Genomic DNA, 23,441 nt, shown 5'->3' with positions numbered 1-23,441 from the left:
TCGAGCGCAAGGACGCCCTGGTGAACGAGGGCCGCGGCATCTACGTGATCTGCCCCGGCAAGACGTTCCGCACCGACGAGTTGGACGCCACGCACACACCGGTGTTCCACCAGATCGAGGGCCTGGCAGTGGATCGCGGGCTGACGATGGCCAACCTCAAGGGCACCCTGGATCATTTGGCGCGCGCCCTCTTTGGGCCCGACGCCGTGACGCGCCTGCGCCCGTCGTACTTCCCGTTCACCGAGCCGAGCGCGGAGATGGACCTGCGCTGCTTCATCTGCGACGGCGCTGACACCAACTGCCGCACGTGCAGGGGCACCGGCTGGATCGAGTGGGGAGGCTGCGGCATGACGCACCCGAACGTGCTGCGCGCCGCCGGGATCGACCCCGACGAGTACACCGCCTTCGCCTTTGGCATGGGCATCGAGCGGACGCTCATGTTCCGCCACGGCGTCAAGGACATGCGCGACATGGTCGAGGGCGATGTGCGCTTCTCGCAGCAGTTCGGAATGGAGGTCTAAGTCTTATGCCCAAGATTCCGCTGAACTGGCTGGCCGAGTACGTCGATCTTGTTGACCCCGCACCCGAGGCGGTCGCCGCCGCCCTGGTGAAGGTGGGGCTTGAGGAGGAGGGCATTCACGGCGGCGCCGTGACCGGCCCGCTTGTGGTCGGCCGCGTGTTGTCGATCCTCAAGGAGGAACAGTCCAACGGCAAGACCATCAACTACTGCCGAGTGGACGTGGGCCCCGAGCACAACGACCCTGCTGGCCCCGGCCACAAGCCCGACCACGGCACGGACTGGCCCGCCTCGCGCGGCATCGTCTGCGGCGCCCACAACTTTGTCGAGGGCGACTACGTGGTGTGCATCCTGCCTGGCGGCGTGTTGCCTGGCCCGTTCCCCATCGGCGGGCGCAAGACGTACGGCCACTGGTCGGACGGCATGATCTGTTCCGCCAAGGAGCTGGGGCTGGGGGAGGACCACGCGGGGATCATCGTGCTCGCGTCGCCTTCTGGCGCCTCCGAGGACTTGGGGTACGACGCCGACGCCCTGGCGCCCGGTCAGGACGCCATCGCGTTGCTGGGGCTGGATGAGAAGACCATTGAGGTCACCATCACGCCCGATCGCGGCTATTGCTTCTCCATCAGGGGGATCGCGCGCGAGTACTCGCACTCGACGGGAGCCGCATTCCGCGACCCCGCCGGCATTGAGGTCACCGGTACGGGACTTGACCCGGCCGACTCGGCCTTCGCGGCGTCGTCCGCCTACCCAGTGTCCATTGAGGACAAGGCGCCCCTTCGCGGCACGGTGGGCTGCGACCGCTTCGCGGCGCGCGTGCTGCGCGGCTTCAACCCCGGTGCGCCCAGCCCCGCGTGGATGAAGCGCCGGCTGGAGCAGTCGGGCATGCGCTCCATCTCGCTCGCGGTGGACGTCACCAACTACGTGATGCTGGAACTGGGCCACCCCCTGCACGCCTACGACCTGGCCACGCTGCACGCGCCGATCGTGGTGCGCAGGGCGCAGGCCGGGGAAACGCTTGTGACCCTTGACGACGTCACGCGCGAGTTGTCGCCGGAAGACCTGCTGGTGTGCGACTCGCTGGGCGGGCACGGGGCGCGGCCGGTGGGCATGGGCGGTGTGATGGGCGGGCTGGAGACGGAGATCTCCGCGACCACCACCGATGTGCTGCTGGAGGCGGCGCACTGGGATCCCATCACGATTGCGCGCACGGCGCGGCGTCACAAGCTGGGCTCGGAGGCGTCGCGGCGCTACGAGCGGGGTGTCGACACGGCGCTCGCGCCCGTGGCGATCGAGCGTGCGCTGGGGCTCATGAAGGAGTTCGGCGGGGGCGAGATCGAGGACGCGTACACCGATGTGGTGGACGTGCCCGAGCGCACCGCCATCACCATGGACGTGGACTTCCCGTCGCGCATCGTGGGCATGGACTTCCCGGCCGACGAGGTGGTGGGGTCGCTGCGCGCGGTCGGTTGTGCGGTGCTTGAGGCGGGTTCCGAGTTGACGGTGACCCCGCCCACGTGGCGGCCCGACCTTGACGCCCCCGTGACTCTTGTCGAGGAGGTGGCGCGCCTGCGCGGCTACGCCGAGATGCCGTCGGTGCTGCCGGTCGCCCCTCCTGGGCGCGGGCTGACGCACAGCCAGAAGGTGCGTCGGTCTGTGGCCAGGTCGCTCGCCGACGCTGGGCTCACCGAGGTGCTGACGTACCCGTTCATGGCGCCCGAGCGGCTGGACGAATGCCTGGTGCCTGCCGACGACAAGCGCCGCAAGCTGGTGAGGCTGGCGAACCCGTTGGCGGGGGAGAAGCCGGTGCTGCGTCCGCGCGTGCTGTTCACGCTGTTCGACGCCGTGCGCGTCAACCTGGGGCGCGGCGCGCAGGATGTGGCCGTGTTCGAGGTGGGCCGCGGGTACCTGGACACCGGGACTGGTGTGGCGGGGCTGCCTGCCGTTGATGGATCTGTCACTGACGTCGACCTCAAGGCTTTGGATGCGGCGCTGCCGGAGCAGCTACGGATGGTCGCTGGTGTTCTGTGTGGTTCACGTGTGCCTGCCGGCTGGAACCAGCCCGCGGCGGCGTGGGAGTGGTCCGACGCTTTGGCGTTGGTAGAGACGGTCGCTGCTGCTGCGGGGGTTTCCCTGACGCGTCGCGCTGATTCCTATGCGCCTTGGCACCCTGGCCGTGCGGCGGTGTTCGCGTTACCGGACGGCACGCCGTGCGCGCACGCGGGCGAGCTGCACCCCAAGGTCTGCGAGACGCTGGGACTCCCGGCCAGGTCGGTCGCGTTCCAGGTGCTGCTGGACCCGATCATCGCGTCTACGGAGGGTCAGATTGTGGCCGCCGAGGCCGTGTCGGGCCAGGTGCTGGCGAAGGAGGACTTCGCGTTCGTGGTGCCCGAGGCGGTGACTGCTGGTGCGTTGGTTGCTGTGGTCCGCTCTGCCGGGGGAGAACTGGTGGAGGACGTGCGGGTGTTCGACGTGTACGCGGGTGCCCAAGTGGGCGAGAGCCTCAAGTCGGTGGCCGTGAACGTGCGGATGCGGGCTGCGGATCACACGCTGACTGCCGAGGAAGTGCTGTCGGTGCGTGAGGCGATCATCGCTGCCGCGGAGACCGAGCTTGGTGCCGTGCTGCGGTAGTCGTGGCTTCCGGGCTGGCCCGACGGCTCGCCATCACGGAGGGCTCGCCGCAACTCGCGCAATCCCGCAGCCGTGTTCGGATGTGTCCACGGGGCGACGTTCGGGGGAGCCCTCCGCCTGCGGTGGCCAAAGTTCCGTTGACAGAAGTGGGCGCTGCGACTGTGCTCCGTCCCGAGCTGTAGACGTCGTCGGCCTCGATAGGCAACACTCGGTCGTGACACCTGGTCGGCTTTGACGGGCTGTGCCTCCACTTGGGGTCGTGCCAGTCGCAACGATCAGTCAGGGGCGCTTACGCAGGTGCCAGGCTCGCAGTTCAGTGTGACCGGGGCAAGTGTCCCTTGGCGCGGCGCTAGAGCGAGTCAGATGCTCGGAGTAGGGTGGCGCCCAGGAACGACAACCGAAGGGGTGCGCTGATGATACTTGCTGCTGCGCGTCTGCGCCGATACCGGAGTATCGAGCAGACAGACGAGTTTTCCGTCGAGAGTGACGTGACTTGCCTGGTGGGCAAGAATGAGTCGGGCAAGACAGCAGTACTCCAGGCGCTTCTGAAGTCCCACTCCAGTGATCCGGCAGTATTCGACGACGGCCTCGACTATCCCTCAAGGCTCACCAAAGAGCGTCAGGCAGCAGACGGGCCAATCGAAGTTAGTCGCCTGGTTTACCAACTGAGCGACGCAGACTGCGCTGCCGTCGAAGGGGCCCTGGGACCGGGGTCGCTGCGGAAGAAGGAAGTGTCGGTCACAACTGGGTACTTCTACAAGAGCCAGACTTGGTCCGTCGACGTGGACGAGTCCGCCGTTGTCGAGCACCTAACGAGAGGCCTAGATCTCCCGCCGAAGCCCCAGCAAGAGGCCACAGGCGCAGAGAGCGTCGAGGCATTGGTAGAAGTACTCGAGGCCCTAGAAGGATCCAACCCGACCTCTGACGAAGTGCTAGAGACGGTTCGCGGATGGCGAGCGTCTCGGCCAACCATACGGGCGATCGATCTGCTCACGCCGAAGCGACCCGAGTTCGTGTACTTCGGTCAATACGACTCGATGCCGGGCGAAGTCAACATCCGCGAGCTAATTGCGCTTCGCGACAAGGATGCCCTCACCCGGGGTCAGAGAGCCTTCCTCGCGCTACTGCGGCTGTCCTCCGTCGAACCCGAGGACTTTCTGGGACCAGAGACCGAAGAACACTTGGTTCGCAGCATTGAGAACGCCTCGAACTCGATCTCGGACGAGGTGTTCGAGTATTGGTCCCAGAATGATCAACTCGAAGTCCAATTGAGGATGTCTCAGGAGGATGCTGGACCCTACCCGGGCCCCGTCGTACAAGTCCGGGTTCGCAACAACCGCCACCGCGTGTCGGTTCCGTTCGACGAGAGGTCGACCGGTTTCGTTTGGTTTTTCTCGTTCCTTGCATACTTCTCACAGATTGAGAGCGAAGCCACGGGTCCGATTGTCCTGTTGCTCGATGAACCCGGCCTCAACTTACACGCGCGCGCTCAAGCGGACCTCTTGCGCTTCATTGATGAGCGCCTAGCCCCATCTCACCAAGTCATCTACACCACGCACTCTCCCTTCATGGTGCAGCCGCGGGCGCTACAACGCGTGCGAGTCGTCCAGGACGACGTGGCCAAGGGGACCATGGTCTCATCGGATGTGCTGAAGGCCGACAATGAGACTGCATTCCCACTTCTCGCTGCCCTTGGCATTGACCTCACGCAGACTCTCATTGTTGGGCCCCAAGTGCTGCTAGTCGAAGGTCCCGCGGACGTAGTGTTCCTCAACGCGCTGAGCCGAGCCCTTGAGGATAGCGGTCGCGAGGGCCTGGATCCTCGTTGGGCGATCGTCCCCGCTGGGTCAATCTCGAAGCTCCCGGCTTTCTTGGCCGTTTTCGGCTCCCGCGATACGGATGTAGCGGTCCTCGCCGACTCATCCTCATCCGACCTTTCAATCATCAGCAAGTTGAAGCAGCTGGGTCGCTTGGGAAATGGCGGACTCGTGCTGATGGGCGAGGTGCTCGGACGAGACGAAGCAGATCTTGAAGACATCCTGACTGACGCCTACTACGTCAGTCTCGTGTCAGACGCCTACGCAGGGGCCCTCGCTGGAGAGAAGTTGACCGCAGCAGACTTACCGGAGGGCCCGCGCATCGTTAAACGCGTCGAAGAGGTCTTTGTCGCCCGCGGCATCAATGGTGGAAGTCTCAACCATTTCGCGCCTGCCCGGGAACTGATGAACCGTGTAGGCAAGAAGTCCGAAGGCGTTCCGAAGTCGACGCTCGAACATGCAGAGATTCTCTTCGGCAAGATCAACTCGTTCACTTCTAGGTAGTGGAGAGTGCCCGTTGGTCGGGGTACTTCACAGGCGGAGGGCTCTGCGACAGACGAGCTACGCCCCCGTTCTGTGGCAGGAGTCGCTGGTCGCCATCACCAGCAGCGACCCCACGGGGGTGACCGAACCCCTCGCACTCACCGCCTAACGAAGGAATCCATGGCACCACTTGCGGGGACTTGACCGCACCTACCACCGACGCCGCCGCCAAGACCGACTGGGACGCTTGGCCTCTTTCGAGCACGAGACCGTCACGAACGCACCAATGGCACTCGCGGCCTAAACCCAAACTGTGACCAGTTCATGCACGAGCCCCGGCCGCCTGTCCGGTACTGCTACCGCGCCCCTTCTCGAGGTGTCTTGTACCACTCGATAATGGACTTGAAGAAGGGCTCTTCCTCAAATGACTTGGTGGCGAGCATTGCAATCCTGAAGACGGCTTCGAGTGCCTCTGGTCTCGCAATTCCACACCCGTTCTTGAGTTGGTTCTTGTACTGCGCGAACAGAAGTTCACTGATGTCGTGCCCGTACGCGTATGATCGACTATCGGTGCTGGTAGTGCGCTCATAACTCGCACACAGCGCCGACATGCCCGGTTCCATCGCGGCCGCGACGTCAAAGCCCATTAGTCCGGTTCCCTGCTTGCTGATGCCTTTGGCGTAGTTCGGCTTCGGCAGATTGGGATGCATGCAGCGCACCGCAAAGAGTTCTCGCAACGCAAACTCGAGGCCCGGCATGAAGTCTGCCACGGGCGGGATCTTCTCACGCAGCGCCACATTGCGAACTGTATTGAGTGTGACTTGGTCAAGGCAGTAACTCTCCAGAGCCGGGAAATCTGTGAAACGAAGGCTGGCGACTGCGAACTCGTCGCAGTGTGCACCTGTGTCGCGGTCAGCTACACAGAGGATCTCGGCTACGTGCGCCTGCGCGAGGTGTGCTAGGACGATCACAGAGCTGCGACATCCTTCATTGAGTCCACGGCGGATCACCTCTTGCGGATCGACGTCGACGAAATCAACGGGAACTATGGTGACCCGGCCGGTCGGCAACACCGTTTGGAGCCATTCTTCAAAGAATCGCTTGTCGTCGTGGCCTTCGACGACCATGACCTTGGACCGCGTCAACTGGGCTTCGCGTATGAGCTCGGACGGCCGTTGGCGAGGCGCTTTCACCATTGGCTAGTCCTCAGTCGGCTGAACGATTTCATGTTCGGGTAGCCCCGCGAGTACTTGCACTGAATGCGAGGCGAAGATGACCTGAGACTGTCCAAAAGAACTGCAACGCAAGAGTGCTGCACAAATGTCTCGCTGCCATTCGATACCAAGCGATATCTCCGGCTCGTCAATGATGAGAAGTGCGCGAGTACGGTTTACGAGTAGCGCGTGGGTGAGGAGATAAATCAGATGGCGTTCACCGCTAGAGAGACTGTCAGCATGGAGAACTGACCGGTCTAGTCCGACGAGTTCGATCCCTAGGGCTGCAGTGAATCTCAACTCCTTGCGGTCGAGGAACCGGTTGACCTCTGTGACGAAGGTGTGGATGAGGTCGTATGCGGGCTGAAGGGCGTTGACTTGCTCCACGAGACTATCGAGAAACGGCGCGAGCACCTGGTGGAGCGTGGGCAGTGGACGGGCATTGGTTCGCGCGCTATGAAGTTGAGCCGCAATACTCCGCACCTCCGAGAGGCTGATGAGGCCATAACGCTCAAGCGGTTGCCCGAGTTGGAGAAGGACTTCGATCTTGGCTTCGAGGGCATCACGAGCGTCTGACGTCTTCAACTTCAGCGAACCTGCAAGTGTCGTGCGCGTGATCGCCGAGTAGACACCTCCGTCACGCCGCTCGTTGGAAATGGTGGCGAGTGCGCTCTGATTTAGCATACGTTCGGCGCTTGCAAGGAGATCGCTCACGGTGCCCGCCGAGCGATGCCGTCGCGAGTACATGTTCTCGGATCGTTGAGCTTCCCGCATGTCGTCCAAGGTTGGTGACAAGCGGTCCTCACCGATGAACACGCACCCGCCGGTGATGCGTTGGCAGATCTCTACGTATTCGTGGAAGTCGAGGCGACTCTCCCAAGCTCTTCTGAACAGTCTGCCTGCAAAGTCTTGGGGATCGACACTAATCCTGGCGCCGTCGCTGGCCTCCATGGGGTGAGTGACCGCGGTCTCCTTGACCTCTGCTGTGAAGCTACCCGCGAATGCTTCGTCTCTGGAAAGGACGATAGTCCCTCCTGAGAGGAAGCTGATCTTGATGCTCGCAAAGGGAATCTCAACGAGCGATTGCAGCGAGTCGATTGACGGTGTCAACGCTTGAGCGACGGCCCGCAGGAAGTTTGTCTTCCCTCGTCCGTTCGGGGCGTACACAGCTCGGATTCGACCTTCGTCGTTCTCTTCGGGGAATTCGACGTCGTAGGTGAACGTACCGAGCACTCCCTCCGCACGGATATGCGTGATGAATTGCTGATTGACCATGGTCTTGGCGAACCTCGGGTCATCTGATGACATGGCACTCACCCTAGCCCTCGATCTGTCCTGCGGGCGAGGCTCTCCAGGGCCTGGGTGCGACCGACTGTGCTCCGGTGTGTATTGACATCGATGCTCGCGACGAGGCCTTCTACCTGGCATTCGCTGGCGTGGAGCCTGCGGGCAAGCGTGTGCTGATTGGTGTGGACGGGTCCGGGTCGATCGGTTGGGCGAGTGTGGCCGCCCTGCCGATCACGGCTCGCGAAGGATCGGCCGCGTTGGCAGTGGTGCTGGCTGCACCGCAGTTGGGGACGCGCATCGTCGGCGTCACCGGTGGACACGACGCGATCGGGGCGCCGCTCTGTCGCCGCGTGGTCCGCGGTCGGCGGGCGCGACCGGCCTCCGACCCCTATCGCATGTCGGTGGGGCCCGGTAGCGTGCATTGCACCGTGACTTCAAGGGGGAGACATGACTGAGGGCAAGCCCGCCGCAGCGTGGCACAGCGATCCAATGGGTCGACACGAGCACCGTTACTGGGACGGCAATGTGTGGACCGAGCACGTCGCCGATAGTGGAGTCCGTTCCGTCGATCCGATTGAGTCAGCGCCCGACACGGATGACGCGGCGGTGACCGCGATCGACGTCGACCCCGAGCAGCCGGGCTCCGCACCGGCCGTCGAGGCACCCGCTAGCGCGATGCCTCAGCCCACGGCGTCACCGGCGGTGACTCCCGCGAGTTCGTCGGTGCCGCTGTTCGGGGCACGAAAGCACGCGAAGGGCCTGCAAGAAGAGAATGCGCGACTGCAGCGGCTCATCGACGATCACGGGCTGCGGACTATCGAGCAACTCGAGGTCCATCGAGCGTCGGTCGAGGCGGCAATCGCCAATGCCCAGGGCCGACTGCGCGCAGAGCAGGAGCAAGTGGCTCGCGCCCAGGCCGAGCGAGCGGCCGCCGCGGCCGAAGTCGTCCACCTGCGAGAGACTGCCGTACTCCAGGAGTTCGGGTTCTACGACTACGAGCATCCTGCTGAGGACTCCGTGAAGCTCTCCGGAGACCTTGAAGCACTGCGCGCCCAGATCAAGCAGGCCGTGAGTGGCGGCCAGGCCACGTCTGCTAGCTCCAACTTCACCTTCAACAACTCGACCGCCAAGGGCGCGAAGTTTGTGCGCGACATGTCCAAACTCATGCTGCGGTCCTACAACGCTGAGGCGGAGAACTGCGTCAAAACGGTGAAGGCGGGGAACCTCGACTCGGCACGCAAGCGGCTCACCACGTCGATGCAGCAGGTGGAGCGCCTGGGCACCATGATCGACCTGCAGATCACGCCGTACTACCACCGGCTCCGCCTCGCCGAGCTGGAACTGGCCGCGCGACACATGCAGGCGCTCCACGCTGAGAAAGAGGCGGAGCGAGCCCGCCGCGAGGAACTCCGTGAGCAGAAGAAGGCTGAGCAAGAACTCCAAGCGGAGCGCGCTCGACTGGAGAAAGAGCGCGCCCACTACGAGAATGCGCTCGCCGCGCTCGAAGCCAACGGCGACGCCGAAGGCGCGGCGCGGATGCGCGAACAGATCGCCGACGCCGAGAAGGCGATCGCTGATGTTGACTACCGCGTCGCCAACGCCCGGGCCGGGTACGTCTACGTGATCTCCAACATCGGTTCCTTTGGGCCCGAAGTGGTCAAGATCGGTATGACCCGGCGTTTGGAGCCCATGGACCGCGTCAACGAGCTGGGCGACGCGTCGGTGCCCTTTAGGTTCGACGTCCACGCCATGTTCTTCTCGTCGGACGCGGTGACGCTTGAGGGGTGGCTGCACGACCACTTCGCGGAGCGTCGCCTCAACCGTGTGAACCTGCGTCGCGAGTACTTCCGAGCCACTCCTGCCGAGGTGCTAGAGGCGCTGAAGGAGCGCGACGTCGAACTGTTGGAGTACACGGTGGAGCCCGCGGCGGAGGAGTTCCGGGCCAGCGCGGCGTCTGGCGGTGAATGATGGACGCGCTCGCTGAGTGGGCTGGCGCTGCCTCGCCGATCGTCGCGACGGTGGTGTTTGTGACCACCATCGTGCTAGATCGGCGAAGACGGTCCTCGGAGCGCTACCGCATCGCGCTCGATCAGGCCCGACGGCGACTCATCGAGGCTGGGCGCTGGACAGTGCTTCCGGCCTCTTTCCACGCTCTTGGCTGGTACTCGTTCGCGCTGTTCAACGATGTATCGTCCTTCGCGCTTGAGTTGCCGCGGCGTTGCTCCGACATCGCCGAATGGCTCGTTCGAGGAGTCGAGATCGTGAGTGGAAGTTACGAGTCCTCAGATCGGGTTGCTGCACAGACCAAGATGGTTCATGTTCTGTTCCTTCTTGCCAACCGGGGGCGGCAAGGCTTTGGCGCGGCGCGTGAGTTTGTGGGCCTCAATCCATGGCCAGCCGAGTTGCCGCCGCGCCCGGCATTCCTTGAGCGGTGTTCGGAAGCGACCGCGGCCTTAATTCAGGTCCTCACTGGCGACCGATCGTTTGGCAGACTGCGGTCGCACACGTCAACGCCATAGGTCCAGGCAATCCGGGATTGTCACTCCCTCGTGCTTTGCTTGTTTTCGAGGAGGTGAGTGTCATGGCAAAGCCATCCAAGAAGTCGTTGTCAAGTGCGGGCAAGGTCCTCGGATCTGACTCGTCGACCAAGGCTGCGAAGACGAAGGCCGGTTCCACGCTCGGCAAGGGCTAGTCACTTGCGCACTGTGGGGCATCGTGACGGTCGGCTGATCGTGCTTGCCTCGACCGCCAAAGCGTCCGCACCGGAGTTCCAGGCCCGTCGTTGCTGGGTGGTGGAGGCGAACCACCCAGCGACGGCGTGGGTTCTGCGGCGGAGTGTGCTCTGCCTACGGCCATGGCGTTGCGTGCGCCCGTAGTACGCACCTCGGGCGCGGGCATGCTCGCTGGCGGACGGGGCGAGTTGATCAGTGAGCCGCACCGGGTGCGTCGATCACCACCGTCGCGTCTTCGAGCTGGACAACGTCGTCTGCGAAGGGGTACACCTCGATCTCGAGTACGGAGTCGTCCCAGAACGCGATGAGTCCCGCCAGTGTGGAACCGTCAGCCGCGTGTACGCCGCCCTCGGCCAGGAGCGGTCGTTCTTGCCTCTCGGGATCGCGAAGTTCGACCGGGCGAAGCGCGAAGGTTGGGCACGTCCCACAGTTGCAACTCGATGCAGCCTGCGGGTCATCGGGGAGCGTGGCGTCGTCGCCGGTGGCGAGGTTCCATGCGGCGATCCAGTCGTCCGCGACCGAGCGCTCGGCTGCGGTCGGTTCGCGCCATGCGAGTTTGCGCATGGCTGGAGTTTACGGTGGCGCTCGGCTAGCGGTCGATGCGCGCCGCTCCCGCTTGCCTCGTGTCATGACCGGCGAACCCGACCCGAGCGTCGTCCGTCTGTACCGGCCCACGGGCCAGGCGGAACGCGACCTGGTGGAAGCGTCGGGCTGGCTTGCGTGGCCGCCGCGTCCGCCAGAGCAGCCGATCTTCCACCCGGTGCTGAATGAGTGGTACGCCACCAAGATTGCGCGTGAGTGGAACGTGCCGCATGCGGGGGTGGGGTACGTGATGGAGTTCGACGTGGATGCCGCGTACCTGGAGAGCTTCCCTGTGCAGCAGGTGGGTGGTCGAGACGTGCTCGAACTGCGGGTCCTTGCGGAGGAGCTCGAGGGGCCGTCCACAACCCGCGCGGGCACCGCTGAGTTCAGGGCCTCGTTCGCTGCCAAGGCATGCGCGTCCGTCGACCCTCCGTCAGCAAACAACTGCGCTACCTACGGGCCGACGAGCCAGTAGTCGTATCCGAGTTGCTCGCACGAGGCCGGAACGTCGTACTCGGCCGCAGAGGGCAGTCCTCCCATGCCGCCTAGGCCGTAATCATCGTCCTTGGCAAAGGCACGGATATCCACCGGAGCACGGGGGAATACGGGAACGAACCGCTCGCCATCGGACTCAAAGGTCAGGCAGTTCTTCTCGATGACGAAGGTGCCCTCGAGTAAGGCAGAACTGAACATGCCGCTCTCGTCGGTATTCACCCACGTCGCGACGTCCAGGTCGACGCTGCCCGCCCGTGCATCGGCGCCGCAACCGGTGGTGAATGCCACCAGCGCTGCCGCTGCGACAACCGCACGTCTCATGCGGTCATCCTGTCGCCTTACTGCACGTCCTACAACTACCGTTGTCCTGGGCGACCACGACCGCCCCCTCGCGGTTGGCGGCGCCGGACTTGCCGATCGCTGATGACAAGTGATCGCGTATGGTGCCCTCGGACAGCACGAGTCTGCGCGCGATCGCCGCGACCGGCTACCCGTCCCGCGCGGCGCGCAGCATGTCGGCCCGCTACCCTGCCTGGAGCCCCGCAAGGAACACGTCGCGATCCTGGATTAGCAACGCGGTGTCGCCACGGTTGGCAATACCAGGAAGCTTTGCGATGGGGTTGTCGCCGATTCGCAGGTTCAGAGGCTCCCGCGCGCCGTTGTTGAGGTTGACCACGTAGGCACTCCGTGCGTGCTGCACGTTGGTCCCGAGCACGGCCACCTTCCCATCGCGAACGAGGATCGCGTCGGTCGACGAGCCCAGGCCGCTAAGGGCGGTGACCGAGCCTTCGCGAATCCTGAGGATCGGGAAGTCGGGATAGGTGCAGGCGTACACATCGGAGCCGTCCGTGGTGAGCGCGTAGCAGTCGGCGATGGCATAGTCAGTGGACTCGGGCATGGCCCACGTGACCTCGAAGTCGCGGTCAAAGCAGACGATTCCAGGAGCTCCGATCGGAACGTTGCGGAGGCCCCAACCGAAGTTCCCGAACACTCCCTCGTCAAAGTACCCGACCCACACATTGCCGCCGTCGTCGATCTGGATATGTTCTATCCCATCGCCGATAACGCCGCGTCGGACGAGTGAACCGTCCGCCGCGTAGAGGTAAGCGTTTTGCTCAGCGACCCCGTCGGTGAACGTGCATCGCGACCCCACGACAAGGATCTCGCCCGTATCGGCGAATCGAGCGACCTGGGGAAACGTCGCGAAGCAGGCGTCGAGGATGCTGACTTCTTGGGCCCTCGGTGTCCAGACGTGGGCCGTGACTCTCAGGGGTTCTGTCGTCGACGTTGTGGGGAAGATGGCCTCGTCTGGATGCGCGGTGGTGGAGGTGGCTGCCGCCACATCCCGAGGTTGAGCCCAAAGCGTCGTGACCACGGAGTCGGCACCCAACGACCGCGCGAGGAGCGTGGCATCCGGATCGACTCCCTCGATGTGGCCCGCAAGATCGAAAATGAGCTGCGCCATAGCGACATGCTAGGGCGTTGCGTGCCCGCTACCCTCGTGCCATGACTGCCGAACCCGACCCGAGCGTCGTCAGTCTCTACCGGCCCACGGGCCAGGCGGAACGCGACCTGGTGGAAGCGTCGGGCTGGATGGCGTGGCCGCCGCGTCTTCCAGAGCAGCCGATCTTCTACCCGGTCATGAACGAGTGGTACGCCACCAAGATCGCGCGTGAGTGGAACGTGCCGCACGCGGGGGTGGGGTACGTGATGGAGTTCGACGTCGATGCCGCGTACCTGGAGCGCTTTGACGTGCAGCAGGTGGGTGGTCGAGACGTGCTCGAACTGTGGGTTCCTGCGGAGGAGCTCGAGGAGTTCAACGCGCACATCGTCGGCGGGATTCGGCAGATTGCCAGGTATGACACGGTGGGGGACTGACCGGGACTTGCCTGTTCGCTGCGTGCCGTTGGTTTTCGCTAGTATTCGAAGCATCGGCGTGTAGCTCAACGGAGAGCACCGGGCTTGGACCCGGGGGGTGCGGGTGCAAGTCCTGCCACGCTGGCGAGGGGGTCCCGTGATCGGACGCTGGTACGCCACCGACCAATTGGCGCGCGCAGTTGACGCATTTGAGCGCGCCACCACGCCTGCTGAAATCGCCAATGCCGAGAAACGCGTCGAGCGATGGACGTCGGTGCTCCGGAATGGCTTCCTGGGGACGGTTCACATCGGCTCCCGCCGGGCCGTCGCCGCATACCCCGTGTGGGTCACCCTGGAAGTAGTGCGAGGGGGTTTCGCGACCGGACGCGCAGTGGCCGCTGCGCCGCTCGAGCCGTGGGAGATTACTCTCGCCCGCACGGCACGTGTGGATGCCACACGAACTGCGCTCAACTTGTGGCACGTCTCGGAATCGGGGAAACGCCACTCGCTTGAGTGCCTCCAGACGGGGCACTTCGAGATTGACGTCCCCGAAGCCGGAGCGATGATGGCGATCGCGTTCCTGGAGTCGCAGGGCGACGTGACTGAGGCCGACCAGGTCAAGGCGGCCATCTCCCCATTCTTCGACCGGCTCAGGTTCTACGCGGAGCCGACTTCCGACACTCGCCCGGTCGACGGCACCATCGTGCGTGCCACCGTGGCCCAGGCGAGTCAGCATCTTGCGGAGATGAGGGAGCGGCCGGGCGTGGCAGCACAGACAGCCACGATCCTCGGGTGGAAGCCCTTCGGCGATCACCTCGCGGCCTGGCTTCGCGAGGCGGGAGTGATGCAGTCGCCGATGGCGACACCGTCGAGCGCGGTGCAGGCCGAGGCCAAGGAATGGGTGCGCAAGTACGCCGAGCTTGAGGCACTGGTGCCCGCGTCCAAGCGCGTGCGCGATCCGGGCGGCAGCGTCGCGCGCCTGATGGACATGGTGCGTTGCCTCGCGGATGGGGGAGTAGACAACGGTGCGCAATGCCGGGGCCGCTACGCGATCGCCGAAATCGAAGCGTCCCGAGGCCTGCCCGGAACCACACCGTGGAAGGCGGTTCGAGAACGCGACTTGTTCGCTGTACGCCAGGCCACCCGCCGCGAGCAGGCGCATGCGCTAAAGCCCACGCTCGCCGCGCTCCCTCAGAGACGGGGTCTGTCGCCGGAGATTGTGTCGGTTGTCGTTGCGACGCCCCCGCGCGAGTGGGCATGGCCGGACGGAGCGTCGCAACCTGAACCGCTTCGTGCCCGCGCCGCGATCGCCCGGACGCTTGCTGCGTCGGTCGAGGGCACAGCGGAGGAGCTTGTCAACGCTGGGCTATTGCGAAGTGGCGAGCAACTGGCCGATGTCGCGAGTGACGTGGCGGCGGTTGCCCTGAGCGAGTCAGCCCGCCCAGGCGTCGAACTTCTGTACGGCAAGACCTACCGAGCATTCCGTCAGCGCCGATCGTTGCTGTTGGTTAACCTCCAGTCGCAAGTGCGCTTTTCGGAGTTGCCCTGGGTGCCGCCTCTGACGGTCCCGGAAGGGCGTCCTGAGGCATCAGCCACCGACGCGTTGTGCGGCCTCTACGTAAGGGCGTTCCCCGGCACCCTGATGCCCAACCCACTGGCCTCCGCCCTCAACGACATCTCAGGGAGCTTGGGTGGGCCGCGTCCCTTTCTTGAGGAACTGGCGGCGGACATCTTCCAGGGGGACTTCTCGCCACGGTTCGCTCGCGCGGCCGCGGAAGCCGCAGACGTGTTGGAGCACGGCCTCTATTCGACGTACTTCGACATTTCGCCGGAGGATTGGAAGCGACTCCGACGCGCCGTAGACTCTCTGTCTACATCGCGGGACAAGGCCGAGTCGAGAGAGCAGGCAGCGCTCGCAGAGCTTGCGCAACGGCGCGCGCAATCTCGGCGTGTCGACCAATGGGTGGCGAAGAACGGTGCTGTCATCGAAGAGGCGCAGATCCTGTGTGCGCACAACCTCATTGTCGCGACTCGGTCTTTCTCGGAGGAGGACTTCGTCGCGGCGGCAGCGGGCGCCAGCCGGGTAATCGCAAACCTTCTGGCCAAGGCGCGCAAGCAGCGACGCCCCTATGCGACGTTGAAGAACGCCTCATATGCGTGGCGCCACTTCGTCTTCTACGTCGACAGAATTGACCAGGCCAAGCGTGAAGCGGCCGTGATCGATGCGCGTGGCATCGTGGCTACGGCGTGCGGACCGGGCTTTGAGGCCGATGTTGACCGGTTGTTCGCACCGCTGCTTGCGGCTGCCAGAGGAGAGCCCCTAAGCGCTCCGTCGTACGTCTACGGGTGGGCTGGGGAACACCATCCCTTAGGCGTGTTCGTCGGTCGGTCCTAGTCGCGCGTGCGAGTGGGAACGACAGGCGGCCCACTTGGTCGAACTGCGAGTTCCCGCGGAGAAGCCTGGGGAGTTCAACGGGCACATCGTCGACGGGATTCGGCAGAATGGCAGGCATGACACCTTGAGGGGCTAGCGCTGCGCGATCCAAAGCGCGGCCGGGCTGCTGCGGACAGCGTCGGTACCCATCCATTCAGTGAGTGCCGGCGTGGTGCGCGCCACAAGAGGCCAGGCGAGCGCCCTATTGCGGCGGATGCCAGCGTCGGTCAAGGTGGGGCAATGACTGGCCGACAGCCAATAGAGGCGCAACGCCGCAGTTGTGCCCGGTTCGCCTTCGACACCGCCTACGGCGTCGATGTACAGCTCAAGCGGCTCCGGGTCTTTGATCAACATGACTCGTTTGTGAATGCCCAGCGGAAGGCAGACGCCCAGTACCTCGTGGTTGCTCTGTGGCGACTCCGCATGGCCGCAGAGATGTGCAAGACGCTCAGTGAACAGGACGAGCGCATTGTCACGGCTCTCGCTACCTATGATGCGGCGTTCCCCAGGCTGAAGAGTCTTCGCGATGTGTTGATGCATTACGACAACTACTCGCTCGAAAACACCCTGCGGCGGAACAAGGACCCCGAGACGGGCGACTACATCGGCCGCGGAGACGTCGAATCGCTGCGGACATCACCTGATGGTGTGATGTGGTTGGGAGAGTCATACAGGTTGGACGACATCGAGAAGCAAAGCAGGACGCTGTACGCCGCGGTGACGGAAGTGTTGGGGCGCTCCGGAATCGACTAGATCGGCCCTGTGGTGCGCCACCACAAGAGCGCGCGGTCGCCGTTCGTCTCGTCGCGCGAGATGAATCCGTGGCGGGCGTAGAACCGCATCGCGTCCACGTCCGGCTCGTCCACCTGGACCTCAAGCTGACCCCACCCTTCGTCCAGCGCGATCGCCGCCAGCTCGCCCACCAACGCGGCGCCGATGCCCTCGTTGCGTCGTTCGGGCGCGACAAACAGGTCTTCCAGCAACCCCACACGACCCTCGTGATAGACCGACGGCCGCAGGGCCACGGTCGCAAACCCCACCGCGGGTGTGCCCGCAAGCAGCGCCACGAAGTCGGGCCCACTCAGCATGGCGCGGTAGCGGTCCTCCAGTACCTCCTGGGGAGGGACCGCGGCGTCGTACTCCGCGTTGAAGGCGGTGAGCAGGCGGGCGAGCTCCGCGGCATCGTCGCCCGATGCTCGCCTCACCTCCACCACGGCCTGGCTCATGCGGACAGGCTAGTCAGCACAGAGCGTTCCCGCCCGATGGGGACGCACGCGCCTAGCCCTCCGCCACCTCCGCAAGCACCTCCCGGTGCACTTCGTGCCGCGACTCGGGATCTCCGACCATGTCGCCAGGCAGCCACGTCGCCAGGCGCCGCGCCGCGTCAGGCGCATTGAGGAAATCCATGTGGGCGACGCCCTCAAGGACCACCAGCCGCGCGTCCCCACCAGCGCCCGCCACCGTCAACTCGCCGCCCCAGTCCAAGGGAGTGTCGGCGTCGGCGTCGCCGCCCACGGCCAGCACGGGCAGGGTCAGCGATTCCATGCCGCGCCCGCCAAACAGGTACGCGTCCCCGGCCAGCGAGATTACCGACGTGACGCGCTCGTCTCGCATCGACGGCCACAGGCCTTCGGGCACCACGTCCAGCCCGGCGCGCGCCGCCATATCCCCCAGCCGGGGCGCGAGTGCATCGCACATGAACACCCCAGGATGGCCCACGGCCCGGCCCTCCGCGCACCGTTCCATGAACGATGCGGTGTCGATACGTGCGCCCGCGAGCGCCTGCACCGCGTAGCCGCCATACGAGTGCCCCGCCGCGGTGACATCGTCCAGGGCGACGCGTCCCTCCCAGGCTCCGCCCGCAGAGGCGAGTGCCTCGACATCGTCCAGCACCGCGCTCAGCGCTCGCGGCCGGTCAACAGTGGACTCCCACAGCCGCGAGGGATCCAAGAACTCGCCGTGATCGGGGGCGACGACCACGCTGCCTCGGCCGGCCATCGCCTCGCCAAACCACGCGTACTGCTCTGGCGCGAGCGCGAAGCCTGGGGAGAAGATCACGAGAGGAGCGTCGGCCAGGCCCGGGAGCCACGGAGCGTCCGGCCGGGCCGTTCCACGCGCCGACGACAGCGACACCTGGGGCAACGACGGGTCCATGCGCAGCGTCGCGGGGTACCACTGGCGGTGCCCGGTGTGGGCAGGGTCGGCCGGGTACCAGACCAGGGCGTCGAGGCCGCCCAGCTCCATGCGGGTGACGCCCACCTGGTGCGGGCCCGGCGCGGCCGATGACTCGGTGGCGTCGGCCCCGTCGATCGGCTGCAGCGGGAGCCACGCCGCCGCCACCCTCACGAGCGACGCGGCGGCCACCAAGGTGACCACCGCGCCGCCCACGAGGAAACGGCGTGTACGCCTCACCGCACGCTCGCAGGAACGGGCGGACGGGACTCAGCAGGAGCGTCGGCCGTGTCCGCCAGCGCACGCCACCGATCGGTGCGCACGCCGCGCGCGATGAGCCACACGGCGAACGCGAGCTCGGCGGGGATGGCCGCGATGAGCACCACGGTCTCCGAGAAGCCCGACCAGGCTGGCGCAACCATCGGGAACACCGAGTCCAGCAGGTAGGCCACCGACGCGGCCATGAGCAGCCATCCAATGAGGCGAGGCACCAGGCCGGAGCGAATCACGAGCAGCCCAAGGAACGCCACGTGCAGCGCGAACGGGATGCCCCAGATGAGGATCATGTCCTGGTACGCGTCCATGGCGCCCAGCACCACGGTCTCGCGCGTGGTCTGCGACACGTCGGCATACACGCCGACGCCGTTGGCCGCGGCGAGCGCGATCATCGAGGGGATGAGGTTGACCGCCTGGATGGCGGCCTCGACGGCGCGGGTGATTGCCGCGCCCAGCGCCAGCGAGCGGCTGACGGGTCGGAACAGCTGGTACATCAGCGCGGCGATCACGAGCTCGACGAGCACGACGCCCACCTCGGCGACCATGCCCCACCGGAACACGAGCTCGTTCTCGAGGAGTTGGGTGGTGGTGGCAGCGGCGTTGCCGGGGGCGTAGGACTGCATCTTGCCGACGATGAAGCCGAGCGGGGCCAGCAGGAAGATGAGCGCGTAGAGAGCGCCGGACCAGCGGCTCATGCGCGTGAGGTTGATGGGGGACATGGGTCTCTCCTTTTGTGTGGTGTGCTTCTCCGGGTAGTGATTCGTGGGGGTGGGTTAGTCGCCGATGACGACGACGGACTTGCCCTGGGTGCGGCGCGAACCCACGTGGGTCAGCGCGTCGGCCAGGCGGGTCAGCGGGAAGGTGCGGTCGAGGCGGGGGGTGACCGTCCCGTTGGCCAGCAGGTCGCGCACGGCGACCAGGTCGTCGGCGTGGGGCATGGAGAACAGCGGGGCAAGTCGGCCGCCGAAGAGCGGGCCGAAGGCAATCGCTCGGATGGTCCGACCGAAGCCCATGAAGGCGCGGCCGCCGCGCGAGCCGACGAGGACCGCCTTGCCACCCTTCGCGACGATGCCAGCGAGTGCCCGCAGCGGCGTGGTGCCGACGGTGTCGACCACCACGTCGTACGTCTGACCCGACGCGGTCACGTCGGTGGCGGCGTAGTCGACCACATGCGCCGCGCCGAGGTCGCGCACCATTGCGGCGTTCGCTGCCGCCGCGACGCCGGTCACCTCCGCCCCAAGTGCGGCGGCAATTTGCACGGCGTACGTGCCCACCGCGCCCGACGCGCCGATCACCAGCACGCGGCTACCGCGCGCGGTGCGGCCCACCTTGGTGAGGGCCTGGTAGGCGGCGAGCGCCGACACAGGGACGGCCGCGGCCTGCACCGCGTTGACACCTTCGGGTGTGCGGACCAGGTGCTCCGCCGAGGCGATCGCGTACTCGGCGAAGGCGCCCTCCGCGAAGCCGAACACCTGGTCACCGGGGGCGATGCCCTCAACACCCTTGCCGACGGCGTCCACGGTGCCCGCGAGTTCCTGGCCTAGTACGGGCTTCTTCGGGCTGAGGAAGCCGAATGACGGGCGGGCGATGAACGGCAGGCCGGTCATGGTCAGCCAGTCGCCGATGCTGATGCCGGCCGCCGCGACCTTGAGCCGCACCTGGCCGGGGCCTGGCTGGGGGAGCGGGGCCTCGGCCAGGGCGACGGCCTTGGCCGGGTCGGTTGCGAAGCGGACGTGGCGCGCGGCCGTCATGGTGGCGGGGGCGGCCGACGGGGCGGAACCGTTGGCGGCCTGGTGGGCGATGGACTTCTGCATGGGGGACATGGGGTGCTCCTTCGTGTGTCGCTGTGATGCGTACTTAGTACGCGCTGATAGCATGAACCTATGCGTACTTAGTACGCGCTGTCAACAGTTACGCTGAGATTTCTTCCGGAAGGGGAGTGAGCATGAAGTCAGAGGCGAACGCAGAAGGTCGTGGAAAATCCGGCGCCACCAGGGGTTCTGGTGTGCGTAAGGCGCGTGCCGCGCTGTCCAAGCGCGCCATCGTCAACGCCGGAGTTGAGCTCGCGGACCGCGACGGACTGGAGCCACTGACCATCCGTGCGCTCGCCGCAGAGCTCGGCTCGCGCCCCATGTCGATCTACCGACACGTGGAGTCCAAGGACGCGCTGCTCGACGCGATGGTGGACGCCGTCATCGCCGAGATGGAACCCGCGCACGATGGGCCTGACTGGCGTGACGCCTTGCGTCGGCGCTGCGAGTCCGAGCGTGCCGCGCTGGTGAGGCACCCATGGGCCATCCCGCTGCTGGAGTCGCGCGCGAACCCCGGGCCGGTACTGCTGGCGCATCACAACGCGACGCTCGGCGCGCTCATGAGGGGTGGGCTGTCCATGCCCGTCGTGGCGCACGGGGTCGCGCTGCTGGACAGCGTGGTCTACGGATTTGCCATGCAGGAGGCGGGGCTTGCGGCCGAGGCGGCCGGCGGCGGCGAACATGTGGAGGAGGTCGCGAGCGATCTGGTGGAGGCGCTGGATCCGGCGACCCTGCCGCACCTGACGCGGTTCGTCGCTGAGTACGCGTCGACCTCGGAGTACTCCTTCGGCGCATCGTTCACGTTCGGCGTCGACGCAGTGCTCGATGCCTTGGTGCGGGCAGCGGGCACGGCGTAGATCGAGGTACTGGGATCCGCTTGCCGCCGCTGCTGTTGCCCGGGCCACGGCTGCTACTCCGGGTCAATCTGTTGGAACAGGGTCATTTGCAGGCCTGCGGGCGCCTCGAGGCGGGCGTTGAGTGATCCCCACGGCGTGCGGGTGGGCGGCGCGACCTGTTGGGCGCCGGCGGCGAGCGCCGATGCCGTGGCCGCCGCGGCGTCGTCAACCTGGAGGGCGACGCGGATATCGCGGGACACACGCCTGCCCACCTCGAGGTTGTCGATGAGGTCGCGCTGCGCAGTGTTGATGAGTTCGAGCGTGGCTCTTCCGGCATCGAGGACGACCACGCGGGCATCGCTATCGGGGGCGGGGAGGTCCAGTTCGACGGGGAGGTCGAGGGCGTCCCGGTAGAAGGCGAGTGCGGCTTCGAGATCCTCGGCGTGGACCACGAGCCGGAGCTGGTGGACGCCTGAGCTAGCGGTGCCGCCGGGGGCGTTGGTGTCGGTGTTGGTCATTGCGCCGTCCGTTCCGTGGGAAAGTATCTTGACGTTGAAACAAGTAATGCCACAGAAGTATTTCAATGTCAAGAGATATGAATAGACTGGCGTGATGACTGATGATCACGTGGACCGGATTCTTGAGCAGTGGGGGCACGAGCGACCCGACGTGGACGTGAGCGCCATGGGGGTAATCGGGCGTGTGTCTCGCCTTGCCGTTGACATTGCCGTCCAGTTGCGCCGGGTGTTCGCGCAGTTCGGGCTCGAGGAGTGGGAGTTTGACGTACTCGCGACGCTGCGGCGTCACGGGGAGCCGTTCCGGCTGACCGCCGGGCAGCTCGTCGTCTCGACCATGGTCACGTCCGGTGCCATGACCAATCGCATCGACCGGCTCGAAAAGCGCGGCTACGTGCGCCGCGAGAAGGACCCGAATGACGGGCGCGTGGTGTGGGTGGCACTTGCTGACGCCGGGCGCGACGTCATTGATCGGGCGCTGCCCGCACACGCCGCCAACGAGGCTCGCATGGTCGCAGCGCTGAGCGAGGCCGAGCGCACGCAGCTTGTCGAACTGGTGCGAAAGGTCCACGTGCAGGTGACGCCCCCGCAGGCGTGAGGCGTTCCACCGTGTCTGGTGGCGGCCGGGTGACTACCCGCTCCACGGCTGCCGCGCGCTTGAGTGCCATGAAGCGGGAGAGCCCCGGTACATCGCATACCGCTGTTGCCGACGCGGTGACTTGCTCCACCACCGAAGTGCCAGTTTCGCCCGTGAGGACTCGGCAGACTGAAACGCGATTGGCCACGAGCGTGCGGCCAAACATCACGGTTTGGCAAAGACACTTGCGCCGCCCCTGCCCCCGGCCCTAACGTCGTCGCTTGTGCCCACCGACGGGCACAGAGCAATATCCACCGACGAGACGACAGAAAGGGGTGCACCTTGGTAGATCTGATGACCTTGCGGCGCGGCTTCACAGCAATTGCGTCGGAGCACCTCACGTCCGTCCGCGGTGAATGCCTCGGCAGGCTTGAGGGCCAGCCGACCGCGCGCTCCTAGCCGCGCCACCCAGCCCTGCCTCGCGGTAGGGCGAACCGTAGAGACTCGATCATCCGGCGTTTGCGGGTTTGACTCGCGCCCAGGGCGCCTGCCCTGGTAGCTCGCCTGGCGAAACAGACCGCCGCAAGGCATGTCTGACCCTCGCCATAGGTTGGATTGTCGCTCCTCTACGACCCGTGTCCCCACCCCGGGCCAGGACCCCTTCTGACTCGGATCACAGAAAGCACAGCACCATGTTCAAGCTCAACCTCAAGGCCTTACTGGCCAGGGGCTCCGACGAAGGCTTCTACGCCCCCGGCGCGGAGCCCACCAAGCTCGGTTGGCACCGCAAGACGGTCGACGTAAGCGTCGAGGTCTTCGAGGCTGACCGTGTGCCTCAGCACGAGACGCCGACGCTGACGAAGGGCTTCGGTACCTCCGCCAGCTGGGGCGTCTGGTGATGCGGCGCCCTCTTTGCCAGAGGCCGTCGCCCCTTCCTTGCGTGTTCTGGGGGAGGGGCGGCGGCCTTTTCCACAGGCGTGGTGCACCGCGTCGGGGGGCGCGCCTACTCTCGGTGCGTGGTCAACGTCCCTGGGTTCCCGTCGCTTGCTGGCAAACGCATGCGAAGGCTGCTGGAGCGCGAACTTGGGTATCGGGCGGTTGCCGGGAGGGGGCGCGGCTCGCATGAGATCCTGCGCTCTGAGGAACACCGGCAGCTCACCTGGGCGTTGTCCAAACGTGACCTCGCGCCCATCGAGGTCCGTAAT

General features: G+C 65.6%; 24 protein-coding genes, 1 tRNA gene and 1 pseudogene. 15 read left to right on the top strand and 11 right to left on the bottom strand.

Annotated elements, in window-relative coordinates; translation table 11 throughout:
- From QZZ33_RS11625 to QZZ33_RS11615, 3 genes and pseudogenes are all read left to right on the top strand, one after another.
- A pseudogene (locus QZZ33_RS11625) lies at window positions 1-521 on the top strand (phenylalanine--tRNA ligase subunit alpha); the annotation flags it as partial.
- Between the two features lie 5 nt (window positions 522-526).
- Window positions 527-3,148 carry a phenylalanine--tRNA ligase subunit beta gene (gene pheT, locus QZZ33_RS11620; RefSeq protein WP_291380180.1) on the top strand — a complete coding sequence of 874 codons (2,622 nt, stop codon included), beginning with the start codon at window positions 527-529 and terminating at the stop codon, window positions 3,146-3,148.
- 413 nt (window positions 3,149-3,561) lie between these two features.
- Window positions 3,562-5,469 (top strand): AAA family ATPase, encoded by a 1,908-nt coding sequence (locus QZZ33_RS11615; protein WP_291380179.1) that lies wholly within the window; start codon window positions 3,562-3,564, stop codon window positions 5,467-5,469.
- Between the two features lie 335 nt (window positions 5,470-5,804).
- Here the strand turns inward: QZZ33_RS11615 and QZZ33_RS11610 are convergent, their stop codons facing one another.
- Window positions 5,805-6,644 carry a hypothetical protein gene (locus QZZ33_RS11610; RefSeq protein WP_291380178.1) on the bottom strand — a complete coding sequence of 280 codons (840 nt, stop codon included), beginning with the start codon at window positions 6,642-6,644 and terminating at the stop codon, window positions 5,805-5,807.
- Between the two features lie 3 nt (window positions 6,645-6,647).
- A complete protein-coding gene (locus QZZ33_RS11605) occupies window positions 6,648-7,970 on the bottom strand; it encodes an AAA family ATPase (protein WP_291380177.1) in 1,323 nt (440 codons plus the stop codon).
- Between the two features lie 74 nt (window positions 7,971-8,044).
- On the opposite strand from QZZ33_RS11605, the gene QZZ33_RS11600 reads away from it, so the two are divergent.
- The 3 genes from QZZ33_RS11600 to QZZ33_RS11590 are packed head-to-tail and all read left to right on the top strand — an operon-like array spanning window position 8,045 to window position 10,468.
- On the top strand, window positions 8,045-8,404 hold the full coding sequence (locus QZZ33_RS11600; RefSeq protein ID WP_291380176.1) for a hypothetical protein: 360 nt from the start codon (window positions 8,045-8,047) through the stop codon (window positions 8,402-8,404).
- Window positions 8,397-9,917 carry a DUF4041 domain-containing protein gene (locus QZZ33_RS11595; RefSeq protein WP_291380175.1) on the top strand — a complete coding sequence of 507 codons (1,521 nt, stop codon included), beginning with the start codon at window positions 8,397-8,399 and terminating at the stop codon, window positions 9,915-9,917. Before QZZ33_RS11600 ends, QZZ33_RS11595 begins: the two co-directional genes overlap by 8 nt.
- Window positions 9,914-10,468 (top strand): hypothetical protein, encoded by a 555-nt coding sequence (locus QZZ33_RS11590; protein ID WP_291380174.1) that lies wholly within the window; start codon window positions 9,914-9,916, stop codon window positions 10,466-10,468. The genes QZZ33_RS11595 and QZZ33_RS11590 overlap by 4 nt, the downstream gene beginning before the upstream one ends.
- Window positions 10,469-10,873: 405 nt before the next feature.
- On the opposite strand, the gene QZZ33_RS11585 is transcribed toward QZZ33_RS11590, so the two are convergent.
- Window positions 10,874-11,245 (bottom strand): hypothetical protein, encoded by a 372-nt coding sequence (locus QZZ33_RS11585; RefSeq protein ID WP_291380173.1) that lies wholly within the window; start codon window positions 11,243-11,245, stop codon window positions 10,874-10,876.
- Window positions 11,246-11,309: 64 nt separating this feature from the next.
- Here QZZ33_RS11585 and QZZ33_RS11580 point away from each other — a divergent pair, with 64 nt between their 5' ends.
- The gene (locus tag QZZ33_RS11580) at window positions 11,310-11,738 is read left to right on the top strand and encodes a hypothetical protein (RefSeq protein ID WP_291380172.1); all 429 of its coding nucleotides are present in this window, start codon (window positions 11,310-11,312) and stop codon (window positions 11,736-11,738) included.
- Here QZZ33_RS11580 and QZZ33_RS11575 read toward each other — a convergent pair.
- Window positions 11,717-12,079, bottom strand: coding sequence for a hypothetical protein (locus tag QZZ33_RS11575; protein ID WP_291380171.1), 363 nt, complete (start codon window positions 12,077-12,079; stop codon window positions 11,717-11,719). The two genes, QZZ33_RS11580 and QZZ33_RS11575, sit on opposite strands and share 22 nt — an antisense overlap.
- Before the next feature lie 202 nt (window positions 12,080-12,281).
- Window positions 12,282-13,223, bottom strand: a complete 942-nt coding sequence (locus QZZ33_RS11565; RefSeq protein WP_291380170.1) for a hypothetical protein — start codon at window positions 13,221-13,223, stop codon at window positions 12,282-12,284.
- Window positions 13,224-13,264: 41 nt separating this feature from the next.
- Here QZZ33_RS11565 and QZZ33_RS11560 point away from each other — a divergent pair, with 41 nt between their 5' ends.
- From QZZ33_RS11560 to QZZ33_RS11550, 3 genes are all read left to right on the top strand, one after another.
- Complete coding sequence (locus tag QZZ33_RS11560; RefSeq protein ID WP_291380169.1) at window positions 13,265-13,636, top strand: hypothetical protein; 372 nt, start codon at window positions 13,265-13,267, stop codon at window positions 13,634-13,636.
- A 54-nt stretch (window positions 13,637-13,690) separates the two neighbouring features.
- Window positions 13,691-13,760 (top strand) — tRNA-Pro (locus tag QZZ33_RS11555).
- Between the two features lie 12 nt (window positions 13,761-13,772).
- Window positions 13,773-16,010: a hypothetical protein gene (locus QZZ33_RS11550; RefSeq protein ID WP_291380168.1), complete on the top strand. Its 2,238-nt coding sequence runs from the start codon at window positions 13,773-13,775 to the stop codon at window positions 16,008-16,010.
- Window positions 16,011-16,142: 132 nt separating this feature from the next.
- Here QZZ33_RS11550 and QZZ33_RS11545 read toward each other — a convergent pair whose 3' ends face one another.
- Window positions 16,143-16,403, bottom strand: a complete 261-nt coding sequence (locus QZZ33_RS11545; protein WP_291380167.1) for a hypothetical protein — start codon at window positions 16,401-16,403, stop codon at window positions 16,143-16,145.
- A 9-nt stretch (window positions 16,404-16,412) separates the two neighbouring features.
- On the opposite strand from QZZ33_RS11545, the gene QZZ33_RS11540 reads away from it, so the two are divergent.
- A complete protein-coding gene (locus QZZ33_RS11540) occupies window positions 16,413-16,802 on the top strand; it encodes a hypothetical protein (protein WP_291380166.1) in 390 nt (129 codons plus the stop codon).
- Here QZZ33_RS11540 and QZZ33_RS11535 read toward each other — a convergent pair.
- From QZZ33_RS11535 to QZZ33_RS11520, 4 genes are read right to left on the bottom strand one after another with little or no spacing between them, the layout of a single operon-like run.
- Window positions 16,799-17,275 carry a GNAT family N-acetyltransferase gene (locus tag QZZ33_RS11535; protein ID WP_291380165.1) on the bottom strand — a complete coding sequence of 159 codons (477 nt, stop codon included), beginning with the start codon at window positions 17,273-17,275 and terminating at the stop codon, window positions 16,799-16,801. The genes QZZ33_RS11540 and QZZ33_RS11535 overlap by 4 nt on opposite strands.
- A gap of 52 nt (window positions 17,276-17,327) precedes the next feature.
- The gene (locus tag QZZ33_RS11530; RefSeq protein WP_291380164.1) at window positions 17,328-18,461 is read right to left on the bottom strand and encodes a hypothetical protein; all 1,134 of its coding nucleotides are present in this window, start codon (window positions 18,459-18,461) and stop codon (window positions 17,328-17,330) included.
- Window positions 18,458-19,216 carry a DUF4386 domain-containing protein gene (locus tag QZZ33_RS11525; RefSeq protein WP_291380163.1) on the bottom strand — a complete coding sequence of 253 codons (759 nt, stop codon included), beginning with the start codon at window positions 19,214-19,216 and terminating at the stop codon, window positions 18,458-18,460. The genes QZZ33_RS11530 and QZZ33_RS11525 overlap by 4 nt, the downstream gene beginning before the upstream one ends.
- Before the next feature lie 54 nt (window positions 19,217-19,270).
- Complete coding sequence (locus tag QZZ33_RS11520; RefSeq protein ID WP_291380162.1) at window positions 19,271-20,320, bottom strand: NAD(P)-dependent alcohol dehydrogenase; 1,050 nt, start codon at window positions 20,318-20,320, stop codon at window positions 19,271-19,273.
- 122 nt (window positions 20,321-20,442) lie between these two features.
- On the opposite strand from QZZ33_RS11520, the gene QZZ33_RS11515 reads away from it, so the two are divergent.
- Window positions 20,443-21,165, top strand: coding sequence for a TetR/AcrR family transcriptional regulator C-terminal domain-containing protein (locus tag QZZ33_RS11515; protein WP_291380161.1), 723 nt, complete (start codon window positions 20,443-20,445; stop codon window positions 21,163-21,165).
- A gap of 53 nt (window positions 21,166-21,218) precedes the next feature.
- On the opposite strand, the gene QZZ33_RS11510 is transcribed toward QZZ33_RS11515, so the two are convergent.
- On the bottom strand, window positions 21,219-21,662 hold the full coding sequence (locus QZZ33_RS11510; protein WP_291380160.1) for a VOC family protein: 444 nt from the start codon (window positions 21,660-21,662) through the stop codon (window positions 21,219-21,221).
- 94 nt (window positions 21,663-21,756) lie between these two features.
- On the opposite strand from QZZ33_RS11510, the gene QZZ33_RS11505 reads away from it, so the two are divergent.
- From QZZ33_RS11505 to QZZ33_RS11495, 3 genes are all read left to right on the top strand, one after another.
- Window positions 21,757-22,257, top strand: coding sequence for a MarR family transcriptional regulator (locus QZZ33_RS11505; RefSeq protein ID WP_291380159.1), 501 nt, complete (start codon window positions 21,757-21,759; stop codon window positions 22,255-22,257).
- Window positions 22,258-22,928: 671 nt separating this feature from the next.
- Window positions 22,929-23,135, top strand: a complete 207-nt coding sequence (locus tag QZZ33_RS11500) for a hypothetical protein (RefSeq protein WP_291380158.1) — start codon at window positions 22,929-22,931, stop codon at window positions 23,133-23,135.
- A 117-nt stretch (window positions 23,136-23,252) separates the two neighbouring features.
- Window positions 23,253-23,441 (top strand): hypothetical protein (locus QZZ33_RS11495; protein WP_291380157.1); only part of this gene is annotated, 189 nt, incomplete at its 3' end.

Origin of the sequence: Demequina sp., assembly GCF_016278775.1 — a bacterium.
Lineage (GTDB): Bacteria > Actinomycetota > Actinomycetes > Actinomycetales > Demequinaceae > Demequina.
Note: the sequence above shows the minus strand (reverse complement) of the source record. Positions and strands in the feature narration are given on the sequence as shown.